General features: G+C 56.4%; 19 protein-coding genes, 2 pseudogenes and 1 other annotated feature. Of the genes and pseudogenes, 10 read left to right on the top strand and 11 right to left on the bottom strand.

The genetic code is table 11. The annotated features are described in order from the left end of the window. Positions 1–79: 79 nt before the first annotated feature. From FE784_RS08565 to FE784_RS08555, 3 genes are all read left to right on the top strand, one after another. Positions 80–1,210, top strand: coding sequence for an SGNH/GDSL hydrolase family protein (locus FE784_RS08565; RefSeq protein ID WP_139601730.1), 1,131 nt, complete (start codon positions 80–82; stop codon positions 1,208–1,210). An 81-nt stretch (positions 1,211–1,291) separates the two neighbouring features. Further along, positions 1,292–2,446: an SGNH/GDSL hydrolase family protein gene (locus tag FE784_RS08560; RefSeq protein WP_139601729.1), complete on the top strand. Its 1,155-nt coding sequence runs from the start codon at positions 1,292–1,294 to the stop codon at positions 2,444–2,446. Positions 2,447–2,569: 123 nt separating this feature from the next. Beyond that, positions 2,570–3,067 (top strand): DinB family protein, encoded by a 498-nt coding sequence (locus tag FE784_RS08555; protein WP_139601728.1) that lies wholly within the window; start codon positions 2,570–2,572, stop codon positions 3,065–3,067. A 212-nt stretch (positions 3,068–3,279) separates the two neighbouring features. Here FE784_RS08555 and FE784_RS08550 read toward each other — a convergent pair whose 3' ends face one another. The 3 genes from FE784_RS08550 to FE784_RS08540 form a co-directional block, all read right to left on the bottom strand. Further along, positions 3,280–3,849, bottom strand: coding sequence for a hypothetical protein (locus tag FE784_RS08550; RefSeq protein WP_139601727.1), 570 nt, complete (start codon positions 3,847–3,849; stop codon positions 3,280–3,282). A gap of 352 nt (positions 3,850–4,201) precedes the next feature. After that, positions 4,202–4,522 (bottom strand): quaternary ammonium compound efflux SMR transporter SugE, encoded by a 321-nt coding sequence (gene sugE, locus FE784_RS08545; RefSeq protein WP_139601726.1) that lies wholly within the window; start codon positions 4,520–4,522, stop codon positions 4,202–4,204. Between the two features lie 43 nt (positions 4,523–4,565). Then, complete coding sequence (locus FE784_RS08540) at positions 4,566–5,153, bottom strand: TetR/AcrR family transcriptional regulator (protein WP_246131960.1); 588 nt, start codon at positions 5,151–5,153, stop codon at positions 4,566–4,568. Positions 5,154–5,286: 133 nt separating this feature from the next. Between FE784_RS08540 and FE784_RS08535 the strand changes: the two genes are divergently transcribed. Together FE784_RS08535 and FE784_RS08530 are read left to right on the top strand one after the other, a co-directional pair. Continuing rightward, positions 5,287–6,186, top strand: coding sequence for a sugar phosphate isomerase/epimerase family protein (locus tag FE784_RS08535; protein ID WP_139601725.1), 900 nt, complete (start codon positions 5,287–5,289; stop codon positions 6,184–6,186). 80 nt (positions 6,187–6,266) lie between these two features. Next, positions 6,267–6,794 (top strand): DUF6886 family protein, encoded by a 528-nt coding sequence (locus FE784_RS08530; protein WP_246131959.1) that lies wholly within the window; start codon positions 6,267–6,269, stop codon positions 6,792–6,794. 101 nt (positions 6,795–6,895) lie between these two features. Here FE784_RS08530 and FE784_RS08525 read toward each other — a convergent pair whose 3' ends face one another. From FE784_RS08525 to FE784_RS08515, 3 genes are all read right to left on the bottom strand, one after another. Continuing rightward, a complete protein-coding gene (locus FE784_RS08525) occupies positions 6,896–7,717 on the bottom strand; it encodes a protein-glutamine gamma-glutamyltransferase (RefSeq protein WP_139601724.1) in 822 nt (273 codons plus the stop codon). Between the two features lie 169 nt (positions 7,718–7,886). Then, a complete protein-coding gene (locus FE784_RS08520; RefSeq protein ID WP_139601723.1) occupies positions 7,887–9,236 on the bottom strand; it encodes a GH39 family glycosyl hydrolase in 1,350 nt (449 codons plus the stop codon). Positions 9,237–9,338: 102 nt separating this feature from the next. Continuing rightward, positions 9,339–10,670 carry an ABC transporter substrate-binding protein gene (locus tag FE784_RS08515; RefSeq protein WP_139601722.1) on the bottom strand — a complete coding sequence of 444 codons (1,332 nt, stop codon included), beginning with the start codon at positions 10,668–10,670 and terminating at the stop codon, positions 9,339–9,341. Positions 10,671–10,902: 232 nt separating this feature from the next. On the opposite strand from FE784_RS08515, the gene FE784_RS40725 reads away from it, so the two are divergent. From FE784_RS40725 to FE784_RS08500, 4 genes are all read left to right on the top strand, one after another. Next, positions 10,903–11,064 carry a hypothetical protein gene (locus FE784_RS40725; protein WP_176706054.1) on the top strand — a complete coding sequence of 54 codons (162 nt, stop codon included), beginning with the start codon at positions 10,903–10,905 and terminating at the stop codon, positions 11,062–11,064. A 297-nt stretch (positions 11,065–11,361) separates the two neighbouring features. Beyond that, positions 11,362–12,504, top strand: coding sequence for an amidohydrolase family protein (locus FE784_RS08510; protein WP_139601721.1), 1,143 nt, complete (start codon positions 11,362–11,364; stop codon positions 12,502–12,504). Next, positions 12,501–12,854, top strand: coding sequence for a Rieske (2Fe-2S) protein (locus tag FE784_RS08505; protein WP_246131958.1), 354 nt, complete (start codon positions 12,501–12,503; stop codon positions 12,852–12,854). The genes FE784_RS08510 and FE784_RS08505 overlap by 4 nt, the downstream gene beginning before the upstream one ends. 234 nt (positions 12,855–13,088) lie before the next feature. Then, positions 13,089–13,919, top strand: coding sequence for a helix-turn-helix domain-containing protein (locus FE784_RS08500; RefSeq protein WP_139601719.1), 831 nt, complete (start codon positions 13,089–13,091; stop codon positions 13,917–13,919). A gap of 429 nt (positions 13,920–14,348) precedes the next feature. Here FE784_RS08500 and metG read toward each other — a convergent pair whose 3' ends face one another. The 4 genes from metG to FE784_RS08480 form a co-directional block, all read right to left on the bottom strand. Further along, complete coding sequence (metG, locus tag FE784_RS08495) at positions 14,349–16,013, bottom strand: methionine--tRNA ligase (RefSeq protein ID WP_139601718.1); 1,665 nt, start codon at positions 16,011–16,013, stop codon at positions 14,349–14,351. Between the two features lie 47 nt (positions 16,014–16,060). Continuing rightward, positions 16,061–16,326: a binding site (T-box leader), on the bottom strand. A gap of 79 nt (positions 16,327–16,405) precedes the next feature. Beyond that, entirely contained in the window at positions 16,406–16,960 is a 555-nt protein-coding gene (locus tag FE784_RS08490; protein WP_139601717.1) for a YdcF family protein, read from the bottom strand. A 6-nt stretch (positions 16,961–16,966) separates the two neighbouring features. Continuing rightward, complete coding sequence (locus FE784_RS08485; RefSeq protein WP_139601716.1) at positions 16,967–17,785, bottom strand: DeoR/GlpR family DNA-binding transcription regulator; 819 nt, start codon at positions 17,783–17,785, stop codon at positions 16,967–16,969. 199 nt (positions 17,786–17,984) lie between these two features. Next, the gene (locus FE784_RS08480; protein ID WP_139601715.1) at positions 17,985–18,536 is read right to left on the bottom strand and encodes a GNAT family N-acetyltransferase; all 552 of its coding nucleotides are present in this window, start codon (positions 18,534–18,536) and stop codon (positions 17,985–17,987) included. Between the two features lie 168 nt (positions 18,537–18,704). Here FE784_RS08480 and FE784_RS42795 point away from each other — a divergent pair. Next, positions 18,705–18,767: pseudogene (locus FE784_RS42795) on the top strand (IS66 family insertion sequence element accessory protein TnpA); the annotation flags it as partial. A gap of 34 nt (positions 18,768–18,801) precedes the next feature. Here FE784_RS42795 and FE784_RS08470 read toward each other — a convergent pair. Beyond that, positions 18,802–19,124, bottom strand: a pseudogene (locus tag FE784_RS08470) (chromosome condensation regulator); the annotation flags it as partial.

The raw sequence follows: 19,124 nt of genomic DNA, 5'->3' as shown, positions 1-19,124 counted from the left end.
ATTTCTATATTAAGATTATGGTAGAATCGGGAAGGGAACAAACATTATCGGAACGTACCGTTCAAGGAGGCCGTGAACGATGGCGGAGCAAACGACTCAATCGAACCGGGTGGACGCGCAGAAGCTGGACCCGAACATGAAGCTGGAGCAGACGGGGGAACTGGGATTGACATGGCTGTCCCCGAAGGAGCAGCCTTTCCGCTTGTCCGGATTTCCGTGGTTTCATCAAGACGGAGTATATCGGAGGCTGCCGTTGAGTCCCGGGCATGAGATCCCGCCGGCAGTGAACCAGCTGGCCAATTCGACGGCGGGCGGACAGATCGGATTCCGCACTAATTCGCCGCGGCTCGCGATCCGCGTGGAGCTGGCCGGCAAGGCGGGAATGTATCATATGCCCGCGACCGGACAATGCGGCTTCGACATTTATTTGGGCGAGCCTGGGGACCAGCAATATTTCGGCACGACGCGTTACGACCATACGCAGCTGTCCTATGAAGTCGTTTTGTATGAATTTCCGCATGCGGAGGAGCGTCACGTTACGCTCAATTTCCCTTTGTACCAAGGGGTGAAGGAAGTTATTATCGGGATTGAGCCGGGTTCCCGGCTCGAAGCGCCGCTGCCGTACCGCAGCAACAAGAAAGTAATCGTGTACGGAACGTCGATTACCCAAGGAGGATGCGCGACCCGGCCGGGCATGGCGTATACGAACATTTTGAGCCGACGCATCCCGCTCGAGTTCGTCAACCTCGGCTTTTCCGGCAACGGCCGCGGCGAGCCCGAGGTCGCCCGCGTCCTGACCGAAATCGCCAATCCCGCCATGCTCGTACTCGACTATGAGGCGAATGCGGTCGATCTGGAGCTGATGAGGCGGACGCTGCCCGAATTTATCCGGATATACCGGGAGGCGCATCCGAACGTGCCGATTTTGGTCGTGTCCAAAATCCAGTACGCCAAGGAGCGATTCGATCCCGTCCTGCTGAAAAAACGGCTCGACATGAAGCGGATGGAGATGGAAACGGTGGACATGTACCGCCGGCAGGGCGATGCGAACATCCATTTCTTCGACGGCACGGCGCTTCTCGGCACGGACAGCTACAACGAATGTACGGTGGATGGAGTTCATCCGACCGATCTCGGCTTCCTGCGGATGGCCGATACGCTTACGCCGATGTTCAAGGAGCTGCTGAAGGGCGAGCTGGAGTCGGCGTAAGGTGCTTGTTCGTCGGGATTTGCCGATCTTCGCCTGGCGGCTTTCCCGATGAGTAACCGAATAGAAGGAGGCCGAGCAACAATGGCAGAGCAGTCGGCGCCGTCTCCGTCCAACAACCGGGCAGACGCGTTGAAGCTGGATGCGAGCATGGTTCCGGAACGAAACGAACAGTCGGGATTGAACTGGCTGTCCCCGAAGGAGCAGCCTTTCCGCTTATCCGGATTTCCGTGGTTTCATCGGGACGGCATATACCGGAGGCTGCCGGTAAGCCCGATGCACGAGCTTCCGCCGGCGGTCGACCGGCTGGCCAATTCGACGGCCGGCGGTCAGATCGCCTTCCGGACCGATTCGCCCCGTCTCGCGCTCCGCGTGGAGTTGGCCGGACCGGCCGGGATGTACCATATGCCCGCGACGGGGCAATGCGGATTCGACGTTTATTTGGGCGAGCCGGGAGATCAGCAATACTATGGCACGACTCGCTTCAACCATGCCAAGTCGTCCTATGAAGTCGAGTTGTACGGCTTTCCGGAAAAACGGCTGCGCCACGTGACGCTGAACTTTCCTTTATACCAAGGGGTAAACGAAATATCGGTCGGGATCGAGCCGGGCAGCTCGATTGTGGCCCCGCCGGCGTACCGCAGCGGCAGGAAGGTGATCGTGTACGGCACGTCGGTTACCCAAGGAGGGTGCGCGACCCGGCCCGGCATGGCTTGCTCGAACATTTTGAGCCGCCGTATTCCGTTGGAATTTATTAATCTGGGCTTCTCCGGCAATGGCAGAGGCGAACCGGAAGTGGCCCGCGCAATAAGCGAAATCGCCGATCCCGCGCTGCTCGTACTCGAATATGAAGGGAATGTGGGGACCGTCGAGCGGATGGAGCAGACGCTGCCGGAATTTATCCGGATTTATCGGGAAGCGCACCCCGTTGCGCCGATCTTGGTCATTTCGAGATTTAAATACGCCCGCGAGCGATTTATGCCGGCTTTGCTGCAAAAGCGGCTTCATATGAAGAGGATCGAGATGGAGACGGTGGACTTGTTCCGCCGGCGGGGGGACGGCAACCTCCATTTTTTCGATGGAGAGGCTTCTCTCGGTACGGATGCCTACAATGAAAGCACGGTAGACGGGGCGCATCCGACCGACCTCGGCTTCCTGCGGATGGCCGACACGCTTACGCCGGTATTCAAGGAACTGCTGAAGGACGAGTTGGGCAAGGCGGAACGGGGAGAAGGCTGAACGTACCGCGAGCCGGCGCATTTTGCGCCATCATTGTATGAACGCGGCTCGCTGTAAAAACTTGTGTTAATCCCGCGAGTTTGGGATACTGGTGATGATTCTAATCCATGGAGGGATCTTGCGATGTACACGTCGATTGCATCATTTTTAAAGGACTGGGCCGTGGAAAGCGCGCTCACTCTGGCGGTATTGGAGAGATTGACCGACGCTTCCTTAAAGCAAGCGGTATCACATGCCCAAGCGAGAACGCTTGGAGACCTGGGTTGGCATTTGACCAACGGGACCCCCGGGATTGCGGGAGCCGCCGGCCTGCAGCTGGACGGTTCGCACGGCGCGGGACCGACGCCAGCCAACGCGGCCGAAATCGTTGAAGGGTATCGGCGGATGAGCGATGCCTTAGCGGCGGGAATCGAGCGGCAGTGGACCGACGGGAAGCTGTCCGAAGGGCTCCTGTTGTTCGGCTTTATGGAGACGACTTATGGCGGCGCGCTGAACACGATCGTGCGCCATCAAATTCACCATCGCGGGCAAATGACGATTTTGATGCGTCAGGCGGGTCTTGTGCCTCCGGGCGTATACGGACCTAACGAAGAGGAAAGCGCGGCGATGCGGAAAGCGTAGGGGCAGCAGCGGCATAACTTGCTCGCAAGCCGTTCTTTCGGCAGGATATAGTTCAGGTGTGGGACCCGGGCCGGGATAGCCCGGCATACGCGAACATGTTGAGCATTCGTATCCCGCTCGTGTTCGTCAACCTCGTTCTTGCCTGCATTGTAATAACAAGAGGCGCTTCCCTGTCCAAGGGGGCGCCTCTTGTCACCTGTCTATCTAATGTCTCACGGCTCGCCGAGCCGGTTCCATCGGTTCTCGTGCTTGAGCAGCAGAGGGTGAGGGTGGAACGGCCCGGGCTCGGCGATGACGAGCCGGATTTTGCGGATCCATTCCTCGAACCCGTGGTAGGAGGCAAAGAGGTTCGCATAAGTCCCGGACAGGCCGAGGAAGTACGGGGCTCTGTAATGCTCGCCCATATACCGCAGCGCCGTATCCATCGGCGTATACTTTTTGCGCTTGCGCTCCCAGACGTCGATATCGAGACGCACGGACGCGTTCAGACTGTCGACGGCGTCGCGCAGCGCGTCTTCCCGCTTATACAGCGGGGCGGGAAACCTGACGCCCATTCGCTTCAACGTTTCTTCATGAGGGACGTACAGGACGATGCGGGAGAAAAATCTCCGTTCCGCCCACTCGGAGAGCAGGCGTATGCCGCCGATGCCCAGGCTGCCGTCGGGAGCCGCATCGGGCTCATCCATATCGATGTCGAAGCTGTCGTATACGAATAGCGTGCCTTTGGAGGTTTCCTCCTGCGGCTCATAGCCGTAAGGGACTTGCGTAGAGCTTCGGTCCAATCCGATTCCTCCCGTTCAGAGCAAATGTTTATGCCGAATTGAGAAGTGGCTTCCGGTAGTTTTCCGAATGTTGGGAAGTTAAATACGCAGCCACACCTTTTAGTAAAGCCGATGCATAAGTAACGTAAGTAGAATAGCTGTAAAACATGCAGCTAATTGGGGGGAGAGCCGCTTTAGTCCGCAGTTAGATGGATAACCTACAGTTATTTTCACACATTTCTCCAGTGAAGCGGGTTGGCGGCGATTTAACTGCATGATTTCCATTTATTATGCAGCATTTCGCTTTTGAACTGGATTTAGCTGCATGTTTTCCAGTTAATGACCATGCCCCGTAATGAAATGGCTCCCCTCCTTACTGGCTGGATGTAACCTTCAGCCCCACGATGCCGGACAAGATGAGCAGCAGGAACAGCATACGCGTCCAATCCCGCGGCTCCCCGAAAAAAAACATCCCGACGATGACCGTACCGAGCGCCCCGATGCCGGTCCAGATCGCATAAGCGGTCCCGATGGGCAGAGTTTTTAGCGACATCGACAGCAGGAAGAAGCTGACGATCATTCCCCCGATCGTAACGAGGCTCGGCACGAGTCGCGTAAATCCGTGCGAATATTTCAGCCCCAGCGCCCATACCATTTCGAACAATCCTGCAACGACCAAATAAACCCAAGGCATGCTCCATCCCCCTTTTCTCATGATGTAAAAGTGCCGTCCGTATTCAGCGGGTAATCCCTTCCCAAAATATCGTCCATACCGACTGCAGTCGTTCATGGAACCGCTGCGGCCCGTAGTAAAACATTTGCACGAACGATCCGTCCAGCAGGCAGTAGTAGGCGGCGAGCAAATCTTCCGCCTCGCGGTCTTTGATCGTGCCGTCGCGAACGCCGGCCTTGAAAATGTCGCGCAAAAACGCGGACTGTTTGCTTTCCGCCTGCAAAAACCGCTGCTGCAGCTCTTCCTCGAGCCGGGCGGGAGGAAACAGCATGGACCGTTTAATAAAGGCGGCCTTCTCCTCGTCGAGCAAATAATTCCGGCACGTTTCCGATAAAATCCGGTACAGCTTCGTCTCCAGAGGCTCCGACCGGACGGACTCGATCAGCTCCTCCAGCCGTCGCACATGCTCGTCCTGCACGTCCTCGTACACGGCAAAAAACAGCCGCTCCTTGCTCTCGAAATGCGCATACAGCGAAGGCGTCTTAATTCCGACCTCCTTGGCGATGGCGGATAGCGGCGTTCCTTCGTACCCGTGTGCGGCGAAGAGGCGTAGAGCGGCGGACTTGATCGCTTTTGCGGTCAATATCGTCACCCTCTCACCCTAACTAACGATAATTAGGCAAGAGCAATCATAACAAATCCGGAAAAGAATCGCAACCATCGGTCATGCAGCAACGTCGTATTAGAGGAAATCGATCCCGTTACCAAACATTGGGGGCAGCGACATGAGACGATTGCAGCTGGGCATGTGGCACGAGTTCGATCCGGACAGATGGGATCGGTATAGTCTGAATGCGTTAAACGGCATGGAAATTAGCCAATATCCCGACACGGCGGGGCTGGAGGCGGTACGTTCGTTTTGCGTTCGGAGCGGCGGAGGGTTCGGAGTGCACGGCCCGATTATGTCCAACCGCGGCTATAAGCTGCCGCTGCTGAATTCGCCGGAGGCGTCCGAACGGCGGGAAGCGATGAAGCGGATCGAGGAGGAAACGGTACTGGCCTCCCGATACGGCGCCGACTATATTTTGTTCCATTACCCGTACTACCCGGTATTTCAGCCGCCGATCCGGAAGCCGTATTCGAAATTGCCGACTCTATCCGAACGATACGAATATGATCGCATGCCTCGCGCCGAGTTCCGCGACGTATCCGAGCGGCTGTTTCACGAGCTTGGCGAGCTGCAGCACCGGCACGGGCAGCGTATTTTGCTCGAGCACGACTTTTTCGGCGATTACGAGGATATTTTTATCGAAATGTTCCTGAAGCATCCGGAGATCCGGCTTGTAGCCGATACGGCAAGACTGGACATTGCGAAGAGAGCTTTCCACGGCTTCGATCCGTACAGGTGGATCGATCGGTTGGCCGGTTGCGTCCATTTGGTCCATTATAGCAATGTGCGTTACGACGAACATAGCTTCACGCATCACCTGCCGGTACGGGAGGCGCATGACGGGGACGACAGTTACGGAGACGCTTTTCGATACCTCGTATATTTGGCCGAACGCAATTCGTCGTTCCATCTTACCTTCGAGCACAATCCCGATCTGGTCGAACCGGAGGAGCTGTCGGCCATATATCGGCGAGCGGCGGCGACGTGCGGCATAACGGTGAGGCCGCCAGCTTGATTACATTTGTTTTTTCAATTGTCCTTTCCCGTCATCCGCGTTACTGTTAACCTACAATCGCAGGCTGGGGGTGTGAAAGAGTGGAGCTGTATCATTTCAGCGAGGAATCGGATATCCGCATATTCGAGCCGAGGCCGGCTAACGCCTTCCCGGAGCTGCCGCCCGTCGTGTTCGCGATCGACCGCGAGCGCAGCCCGCATTACTTTTTTCCTCGGGACTGTCCAAGGGTCATCTACTGGAAAGCCGAACGGACGACGGAGGAGGACGCGCGAACGTTTCTGGCCCATACGTCGGTCGGGAAAATCGTCGTCGTGGAGAGCGGCTGGCTCGACCGTATCCGGAATGCGAAGCTGTATGTCTACACATTCTCGGGCGAGTCGTTCGAGCAGATGGACAGCACCGCCGGGTATTATATTTCCAGGGAAACGGTTGCGCCCGTTCGGGTGGAGCCGGTCGGGGATTTGATCCGGAAGCTGCTGGAGGCAAACGCGGAGCTCCGGTTCACGCCGTCGCTGCATCCGGTCCGCGACAGCGTCATCGCCTCTACGATGGATTTCTCGATCATCCGGTTTCGCAATGCGGCGAAGGGACAGGAGCACGCCAAGTAGAACGAAAACAAGCCTTCAAGCCCGCTGTGTCGGCGGTTTTGGAGGCTTGCCGCGTCGTTTCGTTCCCGTATCGGCCTTTTTGCCTTCAGGCAGATCCGCTTTCACGCATAGAACTGGATGCGCGATCCGATGCGACCGCCGATCCAGTCGGCCGGCCAATGCCGGTCTGCGGGTAGCCCCCGACTGTCCGTGCGCATCTCGCTCATGATCTCCGAGAAATTCGGGTAAGTTACCTGATCGAGCAAATACGCCGATACTTTGCTGCCGCGCTTCCGATGCTCGTTCAGCTCCCTTATGATTCCAGCTTCGTTTGTGATGCCGATGCCGTGGCCGTACAGCATGTTTCCCGGCATCTTGACCACATTTTCCCCTTGCCACTGCGGCGTTTTCGGATCGTAATCCGGATTGCTGTAGTAGATGACATCTCCGGCGTAAGTTTGCCGCTTGCCTTTGACCGTAATGAGCGGCAAGTCGGAATCATGCTCCCACGAATACAGGTACATGTCGGCAAACAAACGGTCGAACGCTTCCGCGCCGATCGTATCCAGCACGGCCTTGTACAGCACGATGACAATAGCCATGGCACATTCGAACGCGTACGCTCTGCCGTTGGCGTAAATGTCCCGGATCGCGGCGGAAGGGCGGACATTTTGCTTCAGCCGGAAGCCTCCGTTGGACGTAGTTGTCCAATAGGCCGCATTGCTCCGCGACTTGCTGAATGACGCGAAGGAGACATTGCTGCGCTCCAGCGCTCTGGCCGACTCGACAATGGCCGCCCGCAGACGCAGCTCGAACAGCAGCTCTTCGGCCGAATCGTAATGGTATGGCGTGGGGCTCGCCATCTTCTGGTCGTACACTTCCTTTTCGGTCCCGGACAAGCTGGCCGGATTAATCGGGTTATACCCGTCCCGTATAATAATCATGGTGCACGCTCCTTACGCTAAACTGCTGCAATTGCCGAAAATGGCCTCGTAATACGATATGCGAAGGAGGAGGGCGGCAGACCTTGAAACGGCGAAGAGAGCCGTCGAGTGACGGCTCCCGACGGAGCCATGCCGGCAATACGGATCGGTTTGCCCCCGAGAAATGGCCTCATGAAGCTCGCGTCAGCTTCAGGAACAGAATCGAGTGACGGGGCAGAAATATCCGGAATTCATGCTCTCCGGCGCGGATTCGGCTGCTGTCGACCAACTGCAGCGCATGCTGGTCGTCCAGCCTGTACTGCTCGCAGAGCAGGTCCCGCCGATCGTCCAGCCCGCTAAGTCCGATCGTATAATGCCGGGAGGGGCCGTCCGCGTTGCTGATCATGGCGGCGGTCTCGCCGAGCCCGTTCGTTCCCGCCAGGCTGTATACGCCGGTAACGGACGGGTCCGGATTCGCCTCTACCCGTATCCGATGCTCGCACAGCTGCCGGAATGCGTCGAATGCATAATACGTTTTCTGCGGAACGCCGTAGTAATCGAACAATCCGCAAAATAAAGCCGTAGGCTGGCCGTCGTAATAGTTGGCCGCGTCGACCGGGAGATCCTGCAGCAGCGTCAGCACGGCCGCGGCGAACGAAGCGCCGACGTTGCTCTTCTGCCGCTCGAACACGCCGCGGCGGACGAATTCGTTTCCGGGCAGCCAAATCGTCTTGAAGTCCCCGTCAAAGTAATTCCACTCGTTCAGATGGCTTTCCGCCTGCGGGAAGCCGTACCGGTCCAGCTCCTGCCGAGCATAGCGCGATTCGTTCGCGAACCGCTGCAAATCGGCTCCGTAGATGTGCCAGGAGAAAAAGTCCAACGGCACTTCGTGATCGCGGCAGTACGCCAAAAATTCATCCATGAATTTCTTGACCTTGACCGACGTGGCTCCGTAACCGCCGACCTTCAGGCTCGGATCGAACTGCTTGATCGCCTTGGCGGCGACGCCGTACAGCTCGTAAAACTGCTCCCACGTGCCGCCCCACATCAGGTTCGTTTTGCCGACCGGCTTGTCGGGCTCGTTCCATATTTCCCAATACTCGATATTGTAGTGGAAGCCGTTTGCCCATCCCTGGTTATAATGGCGGATAATGCCGACGCAAATTTGCGCCCATTTGGCGAAATCTTCGGGCGGACCGACGTAATATTTTTCTTTCGTATGCTCGATGCTTACACCGAGCCGATAAACGATCCTCGCGCCGGTCTCGACTACCGTCCGGATATATTCGTCCGTGGTTGCGAAGTCGTAGCTCGACGGATCGGAAGGATCTTTGCCGAAGTCGGGAAAAATGGTGTAAATGTCCACCTCGCGCGCATTCGGCCAGTTCGTGTCGTGCAGCCTGACGAGCGGGATGCCCGCCCTTTTGTAGTAGTGGGACACGTCGAGCAAGGAGCCGTAGCAGACGGGGCCGTTGTTGACTCCGTGCAAAGGCTTGATCGCCCCGATTTCGCGATCGGCATAAATTTGAATGTCAGCCATGGAATGCCGCCCTCCGTATATTGGAATCGGGCCGAATGCATGAATGCATCGGCCCCTACGAACGTATCAACTCTTATAAACGGTTGCTGTCCGGCCGCATCGTTACTTGGCGGAGCCGATCGCCGTCTCGATGTCCTTATTCGCTTTTTCTTCGCGCTCTCTAAGCGATGTATTCAAGTCTTTGGTGCCCAGTATAACTTCGCGGATCGAGCCGGCCAGCTGTCCGACCACTTTGCTGTTGTATTTGTTGTAGACCGCAGGCTCCGCATATTGCTGCGGTACGAGCGCCTTCACGTTTTTGCCCTGAAGATCCGGGTTTTCCGCGCCGAAGACGTCGCGGACCGCTTGGCTTTTCAACACGGTCGGATTGCCGAGCTTGCTTCGCGCCATCTGCACTTCGTCCGTCAAAATCTCGGTCATGGCCAGGAACGCCTCGTCCCTGTGCTTGCTCGTCGCCGAGAGGGCATAGTAGACGATGTCCGGCTGCGGGCCTACGCCCGGCTTTTCCTTGAAGGCAGGAAAGGTGGCGACGTCCCAGTTGAGGTTCAGCTCCTGATAAGCTTTCGGGAAGTCGGAGTTCATTTGTACGAGCATGGCCATCGTTTTCTCTTTGGAGAACATATCGCTTTGCTTGGCGTCGGCCAGCACGGCGGCCGTCGGCTCGTAGCCCGGAACCTGGAACAACGGCATAAGCTTATTGAAATAAGCCTTCCATTGGTCGTTGTCGACCGTAGCTTTGTAATCTTTCGTAATCATGCTGTGCGACAGCTGGTTCAGCTGCATCGTTTGGCCGAGCGCGCGGATGCCGAAGCCCCGGTACTGTACGCCCCCGTCGGTGCGGGTCAGCTTTCTGGACGTATCGAGCACGTCCTCCCAAGTCCAGCCGTCCTTCGGATAAGGGACGCCGAACTTGTCGAACAAATCCTTGTTGTAGAACAAGCCTAGCGTATTGATTTTGAACGGCAGCCCGGGCAGCTTGCCTTCGCCGATTCCTCGCATCACGTTCAGGGCGGCCGGATCGATCCGGTTCAAATCGTACTTGTATTTCGTTACCAGATCCGAAATGTTGCCGTCCAGCTTCAAATCTTTGATCGTCATCATGCTCGGATTGATCGCGATGAAGACGTCGACATCCGTTTTGGTCGCGATAATGTCTTCGGGCGTCGTTCCTTTCGTGTTCTGGATAAATTTGAATTTAAAGTTCGGGTATTTTTTCTGGATCAGGTTACCGTGTTCTTGCATGAACGCTTCGTAGTTGGAATCCGCATACATGTAATAAAAAGTCAGCTCCACAGGCTCTTTCGTCGCTTCCGGTATTTTCGATTGTCCCTCCCCGGCCTTGGTTTCCCCTCCGCCCGCAGCGCCTTTGCCGCTGCAAGCGACGGTCATGGCCGTCATCAGGATTACGCCGAGCAGCTTCATTTTGCCAGACATACGTAGTTCCTCCAGTCAGTAATGGTTATGTTTTCGTTCATAAGCTTAGTATAATAGGTATTGTTACATTGTCTACAATATTACACATTAACATTTTGTAAAGGTGCGAATCATGGTACGGCCTTGCCGGGCTTAGAGTCCATCCTTTTTGAAAATTTCGATGGATCGCGTATGGTTTGTGCGTTATAGTTTCAATAACTCGTTTCAATATACAAGGGAAAAGGGGGAGCGTATGGGCGAGAGGGGCGAAACTTCCGCTTTGCGAATCGATTTGCTGACGGCATGGTGCCGAAGCGTGCTGGAACGATGGGTAGAGGACGATCATATTCTCGATACGCGGCGGCGATGGAACGGGGGGAGCCGGCTTACCCGGCCGATTCGTTCGAATCGTTGAAGCGGGCGGGCGCGAAGTCCGGCATCGAGTGGCGCGAATAGGCCGGAGACGGAATCGAACAATTATCCAGATTTACCGTAACAAACCTCCATTCAATCTTGATCTGTCTCAATTTATCATTAAAGCATGACTAACTTCGCTATAGGGTGAAAGCGAAGTGCGGGCATTCTTTACCAAGAATAAGCTACCACTAAAACACGGATGCACTTCATCGAAATGCTCCGATCGGAAGCTTTTCTTATAATGAATTTGTAACCGAACAATTGGACAAATGGGATGAATAAAGGAGAGAACGGTATGAGTCGCGCGCCGAAATGGATCGACACGGATGTCCATAACGCTATCAATAACCCGAAGGATTTGCTGGCCTATTTGCCGAAAGCATGGCACGCCCAATGGCTCGGACAAGGTATCGGAGTATCCAGTCCGTATTATTCCCCTGTAGGGGTTATGCGCAAAGACGCAAAGCCGCCGCAGGGCGGTCAGCCGGGAGGAGACCCGGGCTATTTGCTTAAGCACCATCTGGATAAATACGGGATCGATTATGCGATATTGACCGGATCGGGAGTGTTGGGCATTTCGCTGCATGTCGATGCCGATTACGCCAACGCGGTTATATCCGCCTATAACGACTGGCTCGTCGAGCATTGGCTGAAGTTCAGTCCGCGCTTCAAGGGATCGATTCTGATCAACGCCTCCGATCCGGCCTATGCGGCAAAGGAAATCGACCGGATGGCCGGGCATCCGGATATGGTCCAGGTCATCATGGCCAGCGGAGCCCGCATGCCGTACGGCCAGCGCTTCTACCATCCGATCTACGAGGCGTGCGAACGGAACGGACTTCCGATCGCGGTGCATCCCGGGACGGAAGGACGGGGCATCGCGGGTGCGCCGACTCCTTCGGGGTATCCGAGCCGCTATTTGGAATGGCATAACATATTGCCGACCAACTATATGACGCACGTAAATAGCCTGGTATGCGAAGGGGTATTCGAGAAATTCCCGAAGCTATATTTCGTAGCGATCGAGGGAGGCATATGCTGGCTGCCTCATCTGATGTGGCGGATGGACAAAAACTACAAGGCGCTGCGCGACAGCGTTCCTTGGCTGAAGCGGCTGCCCTCCGAATATATCAAGAGCCATATCCGTCTGACGACGCAGCCGATCGAGGAGCCGGAGAAGCCGGAGCATCTCGTGCAAATGTTCGAAATGTGCGGGGCGGAAGACATCGTCATGTTCTCGACCGATTATCCGCATTGGGATTTCGATAATCCGAAGGTCGTGCTGAACGTGCTGCCGAAAGCGATGCGTCAAAAAATTATGGCCCAGAACGCGATCGAGCTGTATGGGCTGTACGAAGCGCCTCCGGCAATGGGCGAGGAGTCGGCGTCGGGATCCCCGGACGAGGGGATTGCGGAAGCGGAGGTCGGCGGACAGTGAACCGTTATTATGCCGCCAAGGCGGAAGAAGTGCAGGCGAAAGGCCGGATCATCGCCGACGTGAAGGGGATGGAGGTCGGCATCTTTTATGTCGACGGACAGTACTATGCGTGGCGGAACGTCTGTCCGCACGCGGCCGCTCCGGTGTGCGAGGGGCCGGTATGCGGAACGCGGCTGCCGTCCCTCGTCTACGAGTACGAATACGGCAAACACAACGAAATCGTCCGTTGTCCGTGGCACGGCTGGGAATTCGATTTGAGGGACGGACAGCATTTGGCCGGAGGCAACGCCAAGCTGCGCGGGTTCCCAGTTGAGCTCAACGGCGGCGATCTTTTCCTGCTGATGCGGTAAGGCTTGGCGACGGATTTCTCGAGAGGCCGCCGCCTTCCCTCCATTTGGCACAGGAGAGATGGTCTGTTGTTCGGATGACGGACGGACTGATGGAGGGGCGGCAGGCGGAAGCGATAGCGATAAGATTGAACGAGCGCTAAGTTCGGGCCCGAAGCGGAAAACCGGCGGAGATAGTGCTGAAACCAACCTTATTTTTGGCGCAAACTTAATAAACTACGGCAAGGGACGATCGACATGAGCTATTTGTTCTGGTCCCGGTTTCACCCGAGATTGATCGATGTCGTATACCGGAACGAAACGTTCTGGGAGACGCATCGGTACAAGCTCCTCCGGGAGCGCACGATGCTGCACTCGTTGGCGCTCGTGACCGAGGGGGCGGGTTTATTCGAGCTGAATGGGAATACGGCTGCACTGGCTCCCGGAGTCGTGTTTCAAGTATGGCCGGGCTGCTCCATGTCGATCACGACGACGCCGGAGCAGCCGGTCCTGTTCTACTCCGTGCAATTCCGCTATTGCATGCTGGAATGGGAAGGAGAGTCGGCGTCCGCGCGCTCGTGCGAGGATGCGCTTCCGCTTCCGGTCGTCTCCTCGTATCCGGTCGCCTCTCCGATCCGCGACATGTTCGAATCGGCCTACAGGTCATGGCGAGGCAAAACCGCCGACTACGAATGGCAAGTATTCGCCCAGACGATCCAACTGCTGAGACGGCTGACCGACGGAGAGCTGCGGCACAATACGTCCGACGAAGTCGGGGACCGGATTGTCGGACAGAGCATCGAATATATGAAGGCGCATTTCAAGGAGCCGATCGGTCGGGAACGACTGGCCGGACTTTTGTCCTTGTCGCCGGCTTATTTCTCGACGATGTTCCGCAAGCTGACGGGCTACAGCCCGACCCAATATTTGACGAAAATCCGCTTGGACGAGGCGAAGCGGCTGCTGCGTACGACCCGACTGCCGGTAGCGGACATCGCGGCCGAGTCGGGGTTCGCCGATTCGTTCTACTTTGCCCGGGTGTTTGCCAAAGAAACCGGACTGTCTCCGAGCGAGTTCCGCAGGAGCTAGAACCGATATCCATTAGCCGCCTCCGCGCCTTCACTATTCATCTGGCGCTGCCGATTGCAGCATCTGCTCCACGCTCCACCGTGCGATAACGGAACGGGAATACGTTATCTGCTCCACGCTCCACCGTGTGATAACGGAACGGGAATACGTTATTTATGAAAAATACAGGTTGGCGGTTGCAATAAAGGAACTGCGTTCCGTTATATGGCTGACACGCTCCGGTTCATCCGGCGGATGGCGATATAACGGAATCCGGTTCCTTTATTTTTGGGAAATGACGGGAAATATCGGCAATAACGGAAGCTGGTTCCGTTATCGGGAGGTAAGTCGTTTAGCGATACAGGGATAAACGGCGATCGGTCTTTTGGAACAGTTTTTGCTCGCCGTTCCATAAACCATCTGGCCAGCGCATCGGTTCTTGCTCTTGTGCTAGTGTTTTCCTCCGGACGTGCTGCTCGCAAGCCGCCGCGTTTCCTCCTCGATCCGGCTCGGATCGATACGCTCGAACAGCAGCTGCAAATCGCGAACGTGCCGGTTTGCCGGGACGGCGACAAGCTGCCATACCGGCTGCTGTCCGAGGTCGAGGAAGCCGCGGATTTTCCCGCAGGAGAAAGGGAGGAACGGCGCGAGCAGGTGAGCCAGATTGGCGATGATTTGTACGCATGTATGCAGCGTTCGGCCGCACGCCTCGCGGTCCTCTTTGGCTTGAACCCACGGTTTCCGTTCATCGAAGTATTTATTGGCGCGGCGTATATGCGCGAAAACCAGCTCCAAAGCCTCCTTCAGCCTTCCGTCCTCGATCAGCCGGCCCGACTGTGCGTACAGCTCGGTCAGCCCGACCATCCAATCTTCATCGAATTTGCCCTCCGGTACCCGGCTGTCGAACGATTTGCCGATAAAGGCCAACGTCCGGTTCACGAAATTGCCGAAAGCGCCCAGCAGCTCGCCGTTATGGCTGTGGATAAACTCTCTCCAGGAGAAGTCCGTGTCCCGCTTCTCGGGTCCGTTGGCGATCAGGAAATAGCGAATCGAATCGGGATCATACCGGCTCAGCACATCCGGCACTCCTATCGCCCAATTGCGGCTCGTAGAAAATTTCTTGCCTTCCAGCGTCATGTATTCGCAGGAGACGATCCGGTCCGGCAGGCGGAGATTGCCCGATCCGAGCAGCAAGGCCGGCCAAACCAAGCTATGAAACGGGATGTTGTCCTTGCCGTGCACATAGTAGGCGATCGTTTTCTCTAACGAGTCGGGATCCTTTGCCCAGAATGGCTCCCAGCTCCCGCCGGTTTCCGCCGCCCACTGCTTGCTGGCGGATAAATAGCCGCTGACCGCCTCGATCCACACATATATTTTCTTCCCCTCGAACCCGGCGATCGGAACGTCCACACCCCAGGCCAAATCTCTTGTCGCGGCGCGATCCTGCAGCCCTTCCGCCAAATAACGTTCGGTCAGATGGACGGCGTTCTCCCGCCAGCCCTCCGCATCTCGAACATAGTCGGCCAGCTCCGCCTGGAATCGGGACAGAGCGAGATAATAGTGCTCGGTAGGGCGCTCTACAGGCGGATTGCCGCAAATTTTGCACGCTTTGTCGGTCAAGTCCGACGGATCGAGAAGCGTCGAGCAGGCATCGCATTGATCGCCGCGGGCGCGTTTCCCGCACACGGGGCAGGTGCCTTCCACATACCGGTCGGGCAAATATTGGCCGTCGGTTTCGCAGTACGTTTGCCGAACCGTCTTTTTGTACAAATGCCCGTTCTCCAGTAGCTGCAAAAACAGCTCCCGTACGACGCGATGATGGAAAGGCTGATCGGTGCGGGTATACAAATCGTAGCTAAATCCGATCCGTTCAAAGCAGTCGACGAACTCGCTATGGTACCGGTCGGCGATATCGCCGGGGGTTCCCCCTTCCTGCATAGCTTGAACCGCGACAGGCGTACCGTGACAATCGCTGCCCGATACGTACAGCACCCGGTCGCCTTTTGCGCGGTAATAACGTGCCAGCACGTCCCCGGGCAACAGACTGGCCAGCCGCCCCAAATGCAAGGAACCATTGGCGTAAGGCCATGCCCCTCCGATAAATACGTTTGCCATAACCATCCTCCTCCTGTTTTGCGCAAAACAAAAAAAGCCCCCATCCCAAAAGGGACGGGAGCTGTGCGCTCGCGTGGTACCACCCGATTTCATCAATGCCTCGCGGCATTCACCTCTTCGGGTACGGCGCGTAAACGCGAGTATACCCTAGCACGGTAACGGGTGCGGGTTCCCGGCGCAGCCTACAACCGTTGCGGCTTCGATGCGCAGTTCGGAGACCATGTTCCCAAGACCGGCCTTTGCTCCTTTTCAGCGAACGGAGCTCTCTGTAAAAGACTGAAGCCTCGGTACTCTTTCTCTTCTTCACTTTTCCGATATTCGATTGAGGGAAATCATATCAAATCCGGCCGATCAAATCAACTCTGAATTCGAAATATTCAAATACTTCCTGCTTACCGCACCCAATTCGGTATGTGCCGGCCGAAATAGGCGCCGATCTTCTCGACCTCTCTCATGACCAATTCGATGCCCTTGCCGTCACGGAACCAGGTTTCTCTGGAAATATTCCGCTTGTCGATGACGGGGAAGACGAGAAAAGTCACATCGGCCGGAAAAACCGTCCGATAGCTCAGCAGAGCCCGGCGGGCATGGAAAGCTTTGCAGCAAAGAATCGCCTTGTTCGGGCGAAGTCCGTGCTGTCGAAGCGTCTCCCAGGAAAATTCGGCGTTCTGAAACGTATGCTTCGCCCGGTCTTCCCGGAGAATCGCCCGCTCCGGAACGCCCAGCTCTATGCCGATTCGGCGAAGGAATTCCCATTCGGTCATTTGCAGCTTCGGATTGGCTCCGCCCGAAGGGAGAATGTACGGCGCCATCCCTCGGTGATATAGAGCGGCGGCTTGCTCCATCAGTTCGGGGACGCTGCCGCCAGGAACGAGGATGATATCGGCAGGCTCGAGAGGCGTTTCGGCGAAAATGAACTCGGTGATGCAGTCGAACGGATGCGGCATACGTTTCTACTGCTCCTTTCCACGGCTTTCGTCGAGTCCCGCCGGCGGTTCGATCCCGTCTGGATGATCCGCGATTTCGATCTTCACGCCGCGGGCTTTGATCAGATCCAGAGCTTCCGGATCCGCACCCGAATCGGCGATCAGTAGGTGGGCGCGCTCGATAGGCACGGCGAGCATAAAAGCGTCGCGGCCGATTTTCTGGTGCGGGGCGAGCACGATTCTGGAACGGCACGCCTCGAAAGCGGAGCGGATGAACAGAGCGGTTTCGGAGGTGCCGGTGCTTATGCCCCGTTCGGTTATGCCTCCCCCGGTGAAAAAACCGATATCGATCGTAAACTGCTTGATCCATTCCGAGGAAATCGGGTCCGCGATCGTTCCGGATGCCCTTACCTTGCCGCCGATCAGAATAACATCGCACTCTTTACGCTGCTGGGCCGTCTCCGCGATCTTGATCGAGTTGGTCACGACGGTCAGGGGGAGGCTCTCGGGTATGCGCTGGAGTACGCCATACTGGATACCGGCACCGCCTATATAGACTGTATCGTTCGCTTTGACAAAGGCGGCGGCATGCTTTGCGATGGCGTCCTCGTGACTTTGCGGCTGCCCGTATCGCCGTTCGGGCGGTTGCGGTCCTTGGCGGACCTGCTGGTTGGGGACCGCGCCGCCGTGGGTTTTGATCAACAAGCCTTGTTCCTCCAATGCGGCCAAATCTCTCCGTATCGAATCGAGCGATACGCCGAAGCGCTGCGCCATTTCCTTGACTTCGATCCGGCCGTCTTGCGCGAGCAGCTCGAGCATCGACGAGCGCCGTTCTTCTGCAAACATCGGTTATTCCTCCCCGGGTGTCGTTGTTCGTTAATGACTCCAGTTTATTCCGTTATTTGCTGTTTTGTCAATTCAGTATATTCAGTTTTATAATTGAATGTGCGTTTATATTCTGTTTTTGGAAAAACGGAACGAAAAAAACCGTATTGCAGTCAGTTTCTGGTCGCTGCCACACGGTCATCATCGTTTATTGCCGTCATCACGGCTTTCGGTAAGCTTTTCTGTGAAACCGGGTAATGCTGCGAAACAAAGCTTCTCCGTCCACGGGCAAAGGGTTGTCCGGACTAAAGTTCATATACATGGCACGATAAGGCTCCGGAACCCAAATATATCGGTGAACGTAATCGGTCAGACGGAACCCGCACCGCTCCCAGAAGCGGATCCGGCCGCTGTTGGCCGGAGACGGGTCGGCCTCGACTTCGACGATGATTCCCCGGCAATGCGCCGCCGTTTCCGCCCAATTGCGGATATGATCGAGAAATATTCGACCGTAGCCTTTGCCGCGAGCTTCTTCCTTGACCGCGATATAATCGATCAGCAGCGCATCCTCCTGCTTGTCTATTCCGGTGAGAGCCATGGCGATCATTTGGCGGTCAACGGCAGCCGTGTGCAGCGTGCACATGCCCCTGTCGAACATTCGGCGGATGATCGCGGGCGTTTTGCGGCCCTGTTCCCCGAACGCCTTGTTATAGATGGACTCGACCTCCCGCCAAAGCTTCTCGTCCCATTCGTTTGTCGTCTTATACTCCATGCGGCAGCCCTCCGGCTTCATCATATCAAACGATGCGGGCGAAATCCTAATGTGGCGGCTGGCAAGGGAAGTTGTGGAGGAACAGAAGCAGCAATGTCGGTAGGACGATAACGAGGGGCAGCATAACGGACAGCCCGTATCGCGGACTACAAAGCAAGTGGGCTTACAATGTCGGTGTGGTGCGATGCCCATCAGGTTACTGAAGAGCAGTTGAAGTATTGGCTCCGCAATCTTAAAGTAGTTCCTTCCGAGGTCGTAACTCCCCCTACACACTGGGTGCCGCTAAATTGCCGGGTAGTTGGATGCCGCGCCAGCCGCTTACATTGCATTGGTCTTCATTATTTCGACCCACAGCAACCACCGTGCCATCCGATTTAAGACCGACGGTATGAGCGCATCCCGCCGCAACCGCCACCATATCGCGCCAGCCACTTATATTGCATGGGCCATGCTCATTCAAACCCACAGCCGCCACAGTCCCGTCCGATTTAAGACCGATGGTATGATAACTACCCGCCGCTATCGCCACAATACCGCGCCAGCCGCTTACATTGCATTGGCCTTCATTATTTCGACCCACAGCAACCA

Source organism: Paenibacillus hemerocallicola (genome assembly GCF_006265175.1).
In the GTDB taxonomy this organism is placed as follows: Bacteria; Bacillota; Bacilli; order Paenibacillales; family NBRC-103111; genus Paenibacillus_AB; species Paenibacillus_AB hemerocallicola.
This window is presented reverse-complemented; position numbering and strand designations above follow the sequence as displayed.